The sequence below is a fragment of the Mycobacterium sp. SVM_VP21 genome (assembly GCA_024758765.1).
Lineage (GTDB): Bacteria > Actinomycetota > Actinomycetes > Mycobacteriales > Mycobacteriaceae > Mycobacterium > Mycobacterium heraklionense_C.
In genome coordinates this window covers 2,672,371-2,685,715 of record CP101406.1, presented here as the reverse complement: position 1 = coordinate 2,685,715, position 13,345 = coordinate 2,672,371, and the positions used below count along the sequence as shown (strand labels likewise).

General features: G+C 67.1%; 13 protein-coding genes and 1 pseudogene. 6 read left to right on the top strand and 8 right to left on the bottom strand.

What is annotated here, in order from left to right; all coding sequences use genetic code 11:
* The first annotated feature begins 28 nt into the window (after positions 1-28).
* On the top strand, positions 29-1,375 hold the full coding sequence (locus NM962_12260; protein UVO10810.1) for a salicylate synthase: 1,347 nt from the start codon (positions 29-31) through the stop codon (positions 1,373-1,375).
* Between the two features lie 69 nt (positions 1,376-1,444).
* The gene (locus NM962_12255; GenBank protein UVO10809.1) at positions 1,445-1,714 is read left to right on the top strand and encodes a metal-sensitive transcriptional regulator; all 270 of its coding nucleotides are present in this window, start codon (positions 1,445-1,447) and stop codon (positions 1,712-1,714) included.
* A gap of 58 nt (positions 1,715-1,772) precedes the next feature.
* On the opposite strand, the gene NM962_12250 is transcribed toward NM962_12255, so the two are convergent.
* Positions 1,773-2,318: a transposase gene (locus NM962_12250; protein UVO10808.1), complete on the bottom strand. Its 546-nt coding sequence runs from the start codon at positions 2,316-2,318 to the stop codon at positions 1,773-1,775.
* Between the two features lie 824 nt (positions 2,319-3,142).
* Positions 3,143-3,204: pseudogene (locus NM962_12245) on the bottom strand (hypothetical protein).
* Positions 3,205-3,493: 289 nt separating this feature from the next.
* Between NM962_12245 and NM962_12240 the strand changes: the two are divergent.
* Complete coding sequence (locus NM962_12240) at positions 3,494-4,105, top strand: IS5 family transposase (GenBank protein ID UVO10807.1); 612 nt, start codon at positions 3,494-3,496, stop codon at positions 4,103-4,105.
* Positions 4,106-4,129: 24 nt separating this feature from the next.
* On the opposite strand, the gene NM962_12235 is transcribed toward NM962_12240, so the two are convergent.
* From NM962_12235 to NM962_12215, 5 genes are all read right to left on the bottom strand, one after another.
* Positions 4,130-5,026 (bottom strand): MerR family transcriptional regulator, encoded by an 897-nt coding sequence (locus NM962_12235; protein ID UVO10806.1) that lies wholly within the window; start codon positions 5,024-5,026, stop codon positions 4,130-4,132.
* A complete protein-coding gene (locus NM962_12230) occupies positions 5,023-6,510 on the bottom strand; it encodes an NAD(P)/FAD-dependent oxidoreductase (protein UVO10805.1) in 1,488 nt (495 codons plus the stop codon). Before NM962_12230 ends, NM962_12235 begins: the two co-directional genes overlap by 4 nt.
* A 1-nt stretch (position 6,511) precedes the next feature.
* Positions 6,512-7,432, bottom strand: coding sequence for a ferritin-like domain-containing protein (locus tag NM962_12225; GenBank protein UVO10804.1), 921 nt, complete (start codon positions 7,430-7,432; stop codon positions 6,512-6,514).
* Positions 7,433-7,443: 11 nt separating this feature from the next.
* Positions 7,444-8,301 carry an SDR family NAD(P)-dependent oxidoreductase gene (locus NM962_12220; GenBank protein ID UVO10803.1) on the bottom strand — a complete coding sequence of 286 codons (858 nt, stop codon included), beginning with the start codon at positions 8,299-8,301 and terminating at the stop codon, positions 7,444-7,446.
* A gap of 235 nt (positions 8,302-8,536) precedes the next feature.
* Entirely contained in the window at positions 8,537-9,487 is a 951-nt protein-coding gene (locus NM962_12215; GenBank protein ID UVO10802.1) for a hypothetical protein, read from the bottom strand.
* Between the two features lie 173 nt (positions 9,488-9,660).
* On the opposite strand from NM962_12215, the gene NM962_12210 reads away from it, so the two are divergent.
* The 3 genes from NM962_12210 to mbtN are packed head-to-tail and all read left to right on the top strand — an operon-like array spanning position 9,661 to position 12,673.
* A complete protein-coding gene (locus tag NM962_12210) occupies positions 9,661-9,921 on the top strand; it encodes an acyl carrier protein (protein UVO10801.1) in 261 nt (86 codons plus the stop codon).
* Positions 9,918-11,501, top strand: coding sequence for a long-chain-fatty acid--ACP ligase MbtM (gene mbtM / locus NM962_12205; GenBank protein UVO10800.1), 1,584 nt, complete (start codon positions 9,918-9,920; stop codon positions 11,499-11,501). Before NM962_12210 ends, mbtM begins: the two co-directional genes overlap by 4 nt.
* Positions 11,502-11,506: 5 nt before the next feature.
* Entirely contained in the window at positions 11,507-12,673 is a 1,167-nt protein-coding gene (mbtN, locus tag NM962_12200; GenBank protein ID UVO14692.1) for a mycobactin biosynthesis acyl-ACP dehydrogenase MbtN, read from the top strand.
* Here the strand turns inward: mbtN and NM962_12195 are convergent.
* Positions 12,634-13,263 carry an acetyltransferase gene (locus tag NM962_12195; protein ID UVO10799.1) on the bottom strand — a complete coding sequence of 210 codons (630 nt, stop codon included), beginning with the start codon at positions 13,261-13,263 and terminating at the stop codon, positions 12,634-12,636. The genes mbtN and NM962_12195 overlap by 40 nt on opposite strands.
* Positions 13,264-13,345: the final 82 nt, after the last annotated feature.

Here is a 13,345-nt window from a genome sequence, read left to right as displayed (position 1 = left end):
TGGATAGGTTAGGCTACATTTACTAATTGTGTCCGAGGTCGGTGTCGAAACAGTCTCCGAAGCTGCGTCGTCGGTGCTGTTGCCGCCGGGTGTCGAGCCGGCTGATCTGGCTGCCGCGCTGGCCGCTGAGCTACCGGAACATGACGGTCAGGAATACCTACTCTACGAGCGTGGCGGACGTTGGACCCTGGCCGCGGGCGTGCGCGCCGCCGTCGAGCTGGACAGCGACGAACTGCGCACGGTCCGCGACGGGGTGGTTCGTCGCGAACACTGGCGGGGGCGGCCGGCCGCAGTGCTCGGTGAGGCCGTGGACCGGTTGCTGCTCGAGGCCGCAGAGGTATTCGGCTGGGTGGCTTTCGAATTCGGCACCTACAGATTCGGGCTGCAGGAACGGTTGACGCCGGGCACCGCGCTGGCGAGGGTGTTCTGGCCGCAGACCCGCATCGTCGTCACCGCCGAGAAGGTCGAGCTGTTCGGCCACAGTGATCGGGCAGTCGTGGTGCTGGAGCGGCTGTTGGCCGACGGCGTTCCCGCGCTGGCCGAGCCGTCGCCGATTGTGGTCGACGCCGACGGTGCCGGCTATCGCGATCGGGTGGCGACCGCGGTCGAGGAGATCCGCGCCGGCGGCTATCGCAAGGTGATCCTGTCGCGCTGCGTCGACGTGCCGTTCGCGCTGGACTTCCCTTCGACCTACCGGTTGGGCCGGCGGCACAACACGCCGGCTCGGTCATTCTTGTTGCGGCTGGGCGGGATCCGCGCGCTCGGGTACAGCCCGGAGCTGGTGGCCGAGGTGCGCGGCGACGGTGTGGTGGTCACCGAGCCGCTGGCCGGCACGCGTGCCCGCACGGGCGATTCTGCGATCGATGCGGCGGTTCGAGCCGAGTTGGAATCCGACGCCAAGGAGATCGTGGAGCACGCGATCTCGGTGCGCACTTCGGTGGACGAGATCACCGAGATCGCCGAGCCCGGCAGTACGGTCGTCGCCGACTTCATGACCGTGCGGGAACGGGGGAGCGTTCAGCACCTGGGGTCGACGGTGCGCGGGCGGCTGGATCCCGCTCGGGACCGGATGGATGCCCTGGAGGCGTTGTTCCCGGCGGTCACCGCGTCGGGGATCCCCAAAGCGGCCGGAATCGACGCCATCCTGCGGCTCGATGAGTGCCCACGCGGGCTGTACTCCGGTGCGGTGGTGATGTTCTCGGCCGACGGTGACCTCGACGCCGCGTTGACGCTGCGGGCGGCCTACGAGGGGGACGGACGCTGCTGGTTGCGAGCCGGGGCGGGCGTCATCGCCGAGTCGCGGCCCGAGCGGGAGTTCGAGGAGACCTGCGAGAAGCTGGCCACCCTGGCGCCATATCTGATCGCTGAGCGCTGAATCCGCCGCCCGGTTGTCGGTTGCGATACCCTATAGGGTATAACAGGCGGCTCGGGGAGAGGACCTCACGTGATTGATGACGAAGAGAGCGTCAAGTCGGTGTTGAACCGGCTGCGCCGTGCCCATGGCCAGCTCGCCGGAGTGATCGCGATGATCGAGGGCGGTCGCGACTGTAAGGACGTGGTCACCCAGCTCGCTGCGGTCTCGCGGGCGTTGGACCGGGCGGGCTTCAAGATCGTCGCGAGCGGGCTTCGTGAGTGCCTGGCCGGTGAAGCTGCCGGCGGCAAAGCGCCGCTCTCTGAAGACGAGCTCGAGAAGCTGTTCCTCGCCCTGGCCTAAAGCGTGTCGAACAACTCTGGTGGGTGTTCGGCACCGCCCTTCTCGGGCGTTCCTTGGTTCAGGCCGCTGGTGCGGTGTGAACGGTGGTTCCCGCGTCGTTCAGGCTGGTTTCACCGGCACTCGTGGGGTGCTGGTCAGAGCCGTCCTGTCGGCGGGCGTTGGTGGCCCGGCCTCCTGCTTGGGGGTCCGGAGTTCGTTGTGAGTCGTGATGGGTTTGGCCCCAGCGGGCCAAGTTGACCGCCGCATTGAGGTCACGATCCAGGTGGTGACCGCATGGGCAGATGAACATGCGCTCGGCCAGGCTCAGGTCGGTGCGGCGATCACCGCAGGCCGAGCAGAGTTGGCTGGAGGGATACCAGCGGTCGGCCTCGATGACCCGCCCGCCACGCCAGTCTTGCTTGTAGTGCAGCTGGCGGGCGAACTCAGCCCAGCCCGCATCGGAGATGGCGCGGGCCAGGCGATGGTTGCGCAACATCCCGGCTACATGCAGGTTCTCGATGACGAGCCGGTTGTGGGTCTTGACGAGCTGGTTGGAGACCTGGTGTGCGAAATGTTGGCGCACATTGGCGACGCGGTGGTTGCCGGGCGAGTTTGGCGGTGGCATCGCGGCGGTTGTGTGATCCTTTCTTCTTGCGGGACAACGATCTCGCTAACCGGCGCTGGCGGGCCATGCCGGCGGCGAGTGCTTTGGGGGCATCGGCGATCCGGGCTACCTGCGCCCCGTCGCCGGTAGCGGCGACAACGAATGCAGATAGTCCCCGGTCGATTCCGACCCAACCATCACTATCTGCGGTGTCTAGCGGCGAGTGCCTGTGGGCCGGGTGTAGGTCGGCGGCTTCGACGTTGAGCGCCACCCACCACTGGCCCACGCGCTGGGTCACGGTGGCGAACAGAATCTTGGCCCGTCCGGTGGCGAGCATTCGACGTAACCGGCGGGTGTCGTCGTGTACGGCGATCTGGCCGATGCCGGGCAGGGTGAGCGACCGCGCCCGGTTGCCGTCGCCAACACGGATCGCGGCCGGCCGGCCCTTGGGGTGTTTGTTGCGCAGCCGAAACGATGGCACCGCGGTGGTCTTCTTCTTGAAGCGAGGGAACCCGGCCCGGCGGCCCTTGCGTTTCCCCGCACGGGAGTCCGACCAGGCTGTCAGTCCCTTGCCGAGGTCGACGGCGGCCTCTTCGAACACCTGCTGGCACACCTGTGTGCGCCACGCCAGGCCGGTCACCACCGACTCGGTGACCCCGGCAGGATCGACGGTGAACACCCGCCCGGCCGCTTCGGTCTTCTTCCAGGCGTTGAAGATGTTGATCAGGTCGAAACCCGTCCAGGGCACGTCGATGCCCGGATCAACGCGGCGCTCGGTGAGCCCGGCTTTCACCAGGCGTAAGCACTGGTTGAACGCGAACCGGGCCGCGCCGGCATGCCGGGACAGCATCACTTCCTGCTCGACAGTGGGGTCGAGGCAGAATTTGAACGTCGTATGCCGGGCCATTAACCGCAGCATCGCATAGGGCACCGACAACCAGCGCCGACCAGGCGTGGGGCGTCACAGATCGCCGTCAGGATCAGCGGTCAGGTGCCCTCACACCACCTCGGCGGCGGTACGCCTCCAATTTGTCCGATACCGCATGGGCGCGGGTGGCCCGGTTCATCGTGGCCGATCAGATCATCCCCGTGGTGGCCGACCGTGTCCGCCACGACGGCGGTGCGAATATCTCAACGCTGTGCTGTAAGGGCTGCGCACCGGCTACGCGTGGCGGCACCTTGCCCACGACCTCACCGTGTCCTGGTCGTCCGCGCATAAGCGCTTCCTGCGCTGGTGCCGTGCCGGCACCTGGGGCACGGTACGCGGCGAGGTTCGTTCCCGCACCGGCCGCTGGCGCCGGCCCTCAGCAGCCGGGGGTGACTCCTCGTCGGTGAAGGCATCGCCCGTGGCCGGACCACGCGGCTTCGACGGCGCCAAAAAGGTCGGCGGCATCAAACGCCACATCCTCGTCGACACCGCAGGCATTCGCATTGCCGCGACTGTGACTCCGGCCAACGTGCCGGACTGTGCCGCTTTCCCGGCCCGGCTGCGCAAAGCCAAGAACACCACTCCGACCGTTGCTCACGTCTGGCTGGACAAGGGCTATACCGGCCCCACCGTCGCCGAGGCAGCCACCAAAGCCGCAGTGAGCATCGACATCGTGTCCGGGCCGAAACCCACCAGCGGGTTCCAGATCCAGCCACGCCGCTGGGTCGTCGAACCCACCAACGGCTGGATCAACCACTGCCGCCGACTCGACCGCCAATACGAAGCCAGTCTCACCGCCCACGAAGGCTTCCTCTACCTCAGCCAAATCGCCCTACCGCTACGCCGACTCGACCGCAGCCAGTCATTCGACACGCTTTAGGGGAGCCGATGCGCGCGACGTGGGTCAGTGCAGCAGAGACTCGGTGAGCAGGCCGCTGACCATCGACTCGATAGTCGATTCGATCGACGAGGCTAGGGTGGCGGTCACGGATGCGACGGCCTGGGTGCGGAATCGCACCAGCATGCCGATCAGCTCGGCGATCTCGGTGTCGGCCGGTAGGGGCGCACCGGGTTGAATTCGGGTCAGGACGTGGTCGGCGCCGGCTCGCACCAGCAGCTGGCTGATCGCGTCGATGTGCGGCAATGACTGCTCGTAGAGGTCGATCAGTTTGTCGATGGCGATGCCGTAGCCGCGGACCTCGTTGAAGGCATCGATCAGCTTGGGCCGGGTGATGGTGGCCAGGGAGTCGGCCTCGTTGAGGCGGATCACCCCGAGCGCCACCAGGCGCCGCATCGCCGGTGGGTCGCCGATTCGCCGCTCGGCCTCGGCGCGTGGCATGGTCTCGGGCCGTTCGGTGGTCCAGCTACCGGCGATCGCGCTTTCCAGTCCCAGGATGTCGCCGAGGTCCTTGCCCTGCTCCCACGCGCCGATCATCTCTTTGACGTGCGCGATGGTGTAGCCGCGGTCGAGCATCGAGGTGATCAGGCGCAGTCGGGTCAGGTGGGTGTCGTTGTACAACGCGATCCGCCCGACCCGCCGCGGCGGCGGCAGCAGATCCCGGTCCCGGTACACGCGCACGTTGCGGGTGGTGGTGCCGCCCAATCGGGCCAGGTCATCGATTCGGTACTCCCGGGACGCCGTGTTGCCGCCCGGATGACGCACCACGATTTCGAAGAGCTGTGTTACCGCAGCCTCGATCACCTCGCGGGACTCGCGCCGCACCCGGCGGGGGACCCGCCGCAGATTCGCCAGCACCCCTGCGATGGAGTCGGGCTTGGCGTGACGATCCGGTGCGGTCATGCCACCGCGTGGTAGTCGGCGAGGCGGAAACTGCGCATCTGCCGAAGATACTGCGTTGCGAACCCCGGGTACATCGACGCGTTGAAACCGTCCTCGGTCAGATACCAGCTGCGACAGCCCGACATCCAGGTCGTCTTGCCCAGTCGACGTTGAATCTGCTCGTTGTGGCGGCGCTGCACATCGTCACGCACGTCCAGGTAGCGCAGGCTTCCCCTGCGGATCGTGCCGACGGCATGCACCACGTAGTCGATCTGGCCTTCCACGTAGACCAGCAGTGAGTTGTGGCCCGGCCCGGAGTTCGGTCCGGTCATGAAGAACAGGTTCGGGTAGCCGTGGGCCTGAATGCTCTTGAATGCCTGACCGCCGCCGCGCCAGTCCACGGCTAGGGACCGGCCGCCCAGCCCGGTGACCGGAAACGGCGGGCCGGTCAGGTGGACGTCATAGCCGGTCGCGAACACGATGGCGTCCAGCTGGTGCTCCACGCCGTCGCTGGTGCGGATGCCCGACGGGCTGAGCGTGGCGATCGGCCAGGCGATCAGCTTGCAGTTGTCGCGCTGCAGCGCCGGGTAGTAGTCGCTGGAGATCAGCATGCGCTTGCAGCCGGGGGTGAAGTCCGGGGTGAGTTGACGCCGCAGCCATGGATCCCTGACTGTCGCGCGCAGGTGGGCTTTGCCCAGTTGGGCCACCAGGCCGCTGAGCGGGGTGTTCCACACCAGTGCGGTGGCGCTGGCCTCGTGCCCCCAGAACAGGGCTTGGCGAGCAAATTGTTGGGCGGCTGGGACTTTGGCGAACAGTTGCTGCACTGCGGCTGGCATGGTCATGTCCAGGCGGGGGATCACCCAGCCTGGGGTGCGCTGAAATACCTTGACGAACTCGGCCCGCTCGACGAGTTCTGGGATGATCTGCACCGCGCTGGCGCCGGTGCCGATGACCGCGACCCTCTTGCCGGTGAAGTCGTAGTCGGGATCCCAGTGGGCGCTGTGGATCTTGTGGCCGGTGTAGCTCTCCAGGCCACGGAGGGCTGGAAAGCTGGAGTCCGGCAGCGGCCCGGATGCCAACACCACGGTGCGGGCCCGAAACTGGGAGGCTCGCTTGCGCCCGGCCGCCACCGCGGTGATCTTCCATACCCCGGCGCCCTCGTCGAACACCAGCCCGGTGACCTCGGTGCCGAACCGAATGTGGCGGCGCAGGTCGAACCGGTCGACCATGTCCTCGATGTGCGCGCAGATCTCGCCGGCCGAGGGGTAGGCCCGCGACCAGCCGGGATTGGCGACGAAGGAGAAGGAGTACAGCAGCGACGGAATGTCGCACGCCGCACCGGGATAGCGGGTGTCGCGCCAGGTGCCACCGACCCGGTCGCTGCGCTCCAAGATGATGATCTCGTCGTTGCCGGCAAGGCCTGCCTCGGCCAGCTTGATCGCCGCGCCGACTCCCGAGAACCCGGCGCCCACGATCAATGTCTGGTAGATGGGTGCGCGTGCCACGTCAGGCTGCCGGTTCGTGGGTGAGTTCTTTGAACCAGCTCGGGATGGGTTTGAGCAGGCGCTTGGGATAGAAGCCGGACAGCCACACCGCCGGGTTGGCCAACAGGTGATACGGACTGTCCGGATTGGCCATCCAGCCCGAGTAGCGCTTGATCGCCTGGTAGGCCGGCACCCGCCGGGTGTGTTCGCCGCGTTCGCCGAACTGCGTGAAGCGCATCAGTGCCGAGTACAGCCGCTGGGGGTCCAGTCCCATGCCGATGACCTCGTTGCGGATCCGGGTGAGCAGCGGGATCGAGATCAGCGCTCCGACGATCAGTGAGGGGGAGGCGACGGTGCCGACGAACTCGATCGCCAGCCTGCGGGCGTCGGCGTGCCCGATCATCTCCAGCACCTCGAAATCAACAGCGATATGCCGGGATTCGTCGTTGTTGATCTTCTCGAACACCTGATGACAGACCGGGTCGTCGACCTCGTCGAGCAGGAACTTGAGCAGGGCGCCGTCGAGTGCGACTTCCAGCATCGGGATCACCGTGCCCAGCACCGACAGCGGCAGGTCGTCGGAGTAGTCGTCGAGCCATTGCATGGCCAACCGGATGTTGACATTGGGCTCGGGGGTCTCGCCGTCTTCGAGCATGCCCCAGCGCTTCATCAGTGCCAGCTCGGCGTTGGCGTGACGTTGCTCCTCGGCATGGAAATAGCGGTAGATCTCGGCCAGCGTGGCGGTGGGCGCCTTGCGTGCCATGGCGGCGAAGCCACGGGCGCCGATGTTCTCGATCCAGCACAGGTCGGCCATGAACTTCTTGAGCTTGGGCACCATCTCGGGGCGGATCAGCTCGGCTCCAGGTGCGTCCCAGTCGATATCGGCCAGCGCCCATTGCCGATCCTTGATCTTGGTGAGCATGACGTCCATGTCGAGAGCCATCGTGATCTCCTTTAGTCGGACCTACCTGGCAATGCCGCGCTGGCACGGAATGCCAGCCCGATGGCTCGAGTGAAGGTCTCCGGCGCGAAACGTTTGATGTTCCAACCGATCTTGGCGTCCAGCTGCGGCATGCAGTACAGCCCGCCGCGGTCGTGGGTGTCGAGGCAGTCGCGGGCAACGCGTTGCGCGGAGAGCCCGGTCCAGCGCATCAGCAGGTTCGCCGCGTCACTGGACTGGGCGCTGATCCGCCCGGATTCGACGATGTTGGTCTTGACGAACGTCGGGCACAGCACGGTGACACCGATGCCCGTACCGGACAACTCGGCCGCCAAGGTCTCCGACAGCGACAGCACGCCGGCCTTGCTCACGTTGTAGGCCGCCATATCCGGGGCGGCGCCGAACGACGCGGCGGAGGCGACGTTGATGATGCCGCGGGGCTGATCGGGGCCTGCCTCCCGCAGGATCGGGGTGAAAACGTGGCAGCCGTGGATGGGGCCCCACAGGTTGATACCCAGCGTCCAGTTCCAGTCGTCCAGTGCCATCTCGCCGATCGGCTGCCCGCCGGCGCCGACGCCGGCGTTGTTGATCACCAGGGTGGGGGCGTGGCCGAACCAGGACTGTGCGGCGTCGGCCAGCGCGGTGACGTCGTCGATCGTCGAGACGTCGCAGTGCACGGCGGTGGCGCGACCGCCCGCGCCGGTGATGGCCTCGACGGTGCGCTGGGCGGCGTCATCGTCGATGTCGCTGCAGATCACGGCGCTGCCGCGGCGGGCGAGTTCGATGGCGAATGCGGCTCCGATACCGCTTCCGGCGCCGGTGACGACGGCGGAGGCCCCATGGCTGCGTTTGGACGATCGGCCAAGGATCATGTGACTGAGTCAACAGTCAATGGTGCCATTAGTCAATGGCAACGTTTAGAGCCGGGGTGGGGGGGGCGGGGGGGCCGCCCCCCCGCGCGGGGGGGGGGGGGGGGGGGGGGGGGGGGGGGGGGGGTTCCGGCGAGGGTGTGGGCGGGGGGGGGCGGGGCGCCGGCCCCCCCCCCGGGGGGGGGGGCGCGCGGGCGCGGGGGCGCCCCCCCCCCCCCCCCGAGACGGGGTGGTGCGATTACGACTGGCCGAACAGGCTGTCGAGCCAGCCCAGGTCGAGCAGGTTGCTGTCCGACGTGGCCACCAGGTTCGGGTCCGCGAGGGCCCCACCAGCGTCGACGTCGGTGTCTGCGACCGGGATGGTCGAGGTCAACGCAGTGGCGATCAAGGTGGGCAGCTTGTCGAACAGGTACGCGAAGGTGCCGTTCGAGGTGAGCAGGCCCTGCCACGGCGCCCGGGGGGTACCGCCGTCCTCGTCCCACACGACATAGCCGTTGAGCAGTGCGTCGAACGGGTCCTGGGGTGCGTGGTCCGGGTTGTTGCTGAAGTTCTCCGCCAGGGCGAACTGGAAGCCGAGGAAGGGCTCCCACACGGACTTGGCGGCGCTCTTCCAGAAGCTGAAGTCGTCGAACAGGTCTTGCACGTTGGTCCAGACCTGGCTCATGTCGGTCCCAATGCCCAAGATGCCGGGGATCTCTTCGGTACCGCCGCGCGGGATGTAGTTGAACAGCGGCTGGAAGATATATTGCGCGCCGAAGACCATGTCCCAGTTGATCAGGTTCCAGGCGTGGGTGACGTCACCTTCCTTGAGGAAGTCGATGATGAGCGGGAGGTTCGTCTCAAGGCCCACGATCGGTCCGATACCCGACCACATGCCCTCGATGCCAGCCCACGACTCCGCCAGGCTGCTGCTGGCGACCCCGCCGTAGTAGCTGCCCAGCTCACCGAGGGCAGAGAAGATGGGGCTCGGGCCGGAGAGCAGCGCCGACAGCGCGTCGAGGTTCTCCGAGGTGGTCGCGGTGAGCTCGATCGCGGGCTGGTGGCCGACCACGGGGGGCAGCGGCGCAACCGGGCTGACGGCGAGCACGCCGGCGCCGGCCAAGGCGATCCCGGCGGCCATGAGGCCGGTGGCCCGGGCGGTCGAGGCGGTGCCAGAGTCGGTCGACCCGGCCGCGAGTGCGAACTGCATTGCTTCTCCTTATCGTTACCTCATCTGATGTGAGGTTCCTGTCTATGTAGAACGGTGGCTAACGTTAACCATAAGGACAAACATCAGGCAAGCCTTGCCTTACCCTAAGTGTTGCGAGTCACAAGATAGGGCACGCTAACCTTAGTTTGGGATCTGGTGTAGCGTCGCACCTCATGAGCTCTTCGCCCACTGACGCCGTAAGCGCCGCGCTGCGTGAGATCTTGCACGACGATCTGCAGGTCGACCTCAGCCGGGTGACGCCGGAGTCGCGGCTGGTGGACGACGTAGGCCTGGATTCGGTGGCGTTCGCGATCGGCATGGTGGCCATCGAGGACCGGCTCGGCGTCGCGCTGTCTGAGGAAGACCTGTTGACCTGTGACACGGTCGGGGACCTTGAGGCCGCCATCCGGGCGAAAGCCCCCGCCGGCGCGTGAGCGTGCTGGCCGGCGCCCTGACCCAGGCGATGACCGGGTCGGAGCACGATCTGGTGGTCTTTGACCCCGAAGCCGGAGCATGGAATCGCCACCCGTGGCAGCAGGTGCACGCCCGCGCCGAAAGCGTGGCCGCCCGGATCCTTGACGGCGATGATGAAGGTGCCGTCGGGCTGGTCGGGGAGCCGACCGCAGATCTGGTCGCCGCGATTCAGGGCGCATGGTTGGCCGGCCGCAGCGTGTCGATCCTGCCCGGACCGGTCCGCGGTGCTGACCCCCCGCAATGGGCACAGGCGACATTGGATCGCTTCCATGGCATTGGGGTCGGCACGGTGCTGAGCCACGGATCGGTGTTAGACCTGCTGCGGGCCGAGGAGGGCGGTCGGCCTCTGGCGGTGGCTGACGTTGCCGCGGCTGCCGACACCGGTCGCTCGATCAAGCCAGTCACGGACACCGATGTGCCCGCGGTATTGCAGGGCACCGCCGGGTCTACCGGGACCCCGCGCACCGCCCAGCTGTCACCGGCCGCGGTGCTGGCGAACGTCTCCGGCTTGAGCACGCATGTCGGCGTCGATCCGGCAGACGACGTCGGCTGCAGCTGGCTACCGCTTTATCACGACATGGGGCTGACCTTCCTGCTCAGCGCTGCGCTGACCGGATCGGAACAGTGGTTGGCGCCAACGGCGGCGTTCGCCGCCTCGCCGTTTCGGTGGCTGAGCTGGCTGCACGACAGTCGGGCCACCATGACCGCCGCGCCCAACTTCGCCTACACCGTGATCGGCAAATACGCCCGACGAGTCCCCGAAGTGGACCTGGGCCGACTGCGGGTCGCGATCAACGGCGGCGAGCCGGTCGACTGTGCTGGACTGGAGCGATTCGTCGCCGAACTCGGCAAGTTCGGCCTCGACCCCGGTGCTCTCATGCCCTCCTACGGTTTGGCCGAAGCCACCTGCGCGGTGACCGCGCCACGGCCAGGGACCGGCCTGCAGTACGACGAAATCATCGGTGCAGCAAGCGATGGCGCCGAGGCGGTGCGCAGGCATGCGGTGCTCGGCGAACCAATTCCCGGAATGCAGGTCCGAATCAGTCCGGTCGCCGAGCGCCACGAGGAGCTGCCGCAGCGTGAGATCGGTGAGATCGAGATCCGCGGAACCTCGATGATGTCGGGCTATCTGGGTCAGCCGGCGCTGGAGCCGGACACCTGGTTTGCCACCGGTGACCTCGGCTACTTCACCGACGCCGGTGTGGTGGTCTGCGGCCGCGCCAAAGAGATCATCTCGATCGCCGGACGCAATGTGTTTCCCACCGAGATCGAGCGAGTGGCCGCGGAGGTGCGTGGTGTCCGCGATGGAGCCGTAGTGGCGGTCGGCACAGACGGAATCCGGCCGGGACTGGTGATCGCCGCGGAGTTCCGCGGCCGTGACGAGGCCGGGGCGCGTGCCGACCTGATCTCCCGGGTGGCATCGCAGTGCGGGGTGGTGCCCGCAGATGTGGTGTTCCTGGCGCCCGGCTCGTTGCCCAGGACGTCGTCGGGGAAGCTGCGGCGGCTGGAAGTCAAACGGAACCTGGAGGCTACGAAGTGACCGAAGTGACCGCCGGGTCCGGCATCGACACTTATCGCGCCTTGCTGGACGAGGTGTTCGACCAACAGGTTGCCGACTGGACAGCTGAAGCCGAAGCCACCGAGCGCTTTCCGCGCGCGCTGATCGAGCACTTGGGCCGTACCGGGGTGTTCGCGGGTAAGTGGGGCAACGGCCAGCATCCCGACGTCGCAAAGCTGGTGGCCTTGGCGTTCAAGCTGGGACAGCTGCGATCGGCAGGCATCGGGGTCGGGGTGAGCTTGCACGACTCCGCCATCGCGATCCTGCGCCGGTTCGGGCGGTCTGACTATCTGAAGGACATCTGCGAGCAGGCAATCGGGGGCCAGGCGGTGCTCTGCATCGCGGCCTCGGAGGAGTCCGGAGGTTCGGACCTGCAGATCGTCGAGACCGAAGTTCGTTCCGTGCGTGATGGTTTCGAGGTGCGAGGCCGTAAGAAGTTCGTGTCGCTGTCTCCGATCGCAGATCACATCTTGGTGGTGGCGCGCGGCGTGGACCACGACGAGAGCAGCCGGCACGGCAACGTCATGGTGATCGCGGTCCCGACCTCCCAAGTGCACATCAACGAGCCGTACCGCAAAGTGGGGGCCGGGCCGCTGGACACCGCAGCAGTCGATATCGCCACCTGGGTGCCGGCCGATGCCTTGATCGCCCGCCCGGGCACTGGCCTGGCCGCGATCTCCTGGGGCCTGGCCCATGAACGCATGTCGATCGCCGGGCAGGTCGCCGCGTCGTGTCAGCTGGTGATGGGGCTCACTCACGCCCGGATGATGCGCCGCCGGCAGTTCGGTGCCACCCTGTTCGAGCACCAGGCGCTACGGCTGCGCATGGCTGACCTGCAAGCCCGGGTCGATCTGCTCCGCCACGCACTCAAGGGCATTGCCGTTGACGGGCGGCTCGATCTGCGTACCGCCGCGGCTATGAAGGTCACCGCGGCCCGGCTCGGTGAAGAAGTGTTCTCCGAATGCATGCACATCTTCGGCGGCTCCGGCTACCTGGTCGACGAGACGCCGATAGGGCGCTGGTGGCGGGATATGAAGCTGGCCCGTGTCGGCGGCGGCACCGACGAGGTGCTCTGGGAGTTGGTGGCAGCCGGGATGCGCCCCGACTATCACGGCTACGACGAGTTATTCGCCAGCGGGTCGTCGTCGGGGTAGCGCAGCACCCCGTACAAGGCCATCTTGCGGTAACCCATGTCGTGTTCGCCGAGAAAGGTACCGCCCACGTACTCGGCTAACCGGCGCATCGCCGTATTGCGGTACTCGGGTTCGAACATCATCCGGCGGCACTGCGGTTCCAGCTCGAAAACGCTCCTCATGACGCGCGGCAGCAGGATCGCTGCGAACCCCCGATTGACCGCCGCAATGTCAGCAACGGCGCCGTGCATGCCGAGATCGTGCGGGTCGGCATCGTAGTACTTGGCGATGGAATCTTTTGCCGCCCGGTATAACTCGATATAGCCGTAGTCTTGTCCGTGCCGGCTGACGATGAGCGGCCGAGTGAAGCTGCCGGCGACCTGGGCGCTCAGGTAGGCGTGCCAGCGCTCCTGTGGCCACGCGGACTCCCACGTCTGCGCCAGGTGCGGCCGGTTCATCCACTCGGACATCATCTCCGCGTCGGCATCCGGGTCGGCGACCCGGATCGCATAAGGCTCGGCGAGGCCCGGAATGGGCGGTGCCGGCACACTGCGAACCTCGTCGGAAATGTCCGTCAGCTCGCGGTGCAGGATGGTTGCGGCGTCAGTCATAACGAGCAATCAGCTTACCCGAGCGGCTATTCGGATAAGTGAGGGTAGGGTAACCTAGGTTCGACTTAGCGGCGGGGCGCCG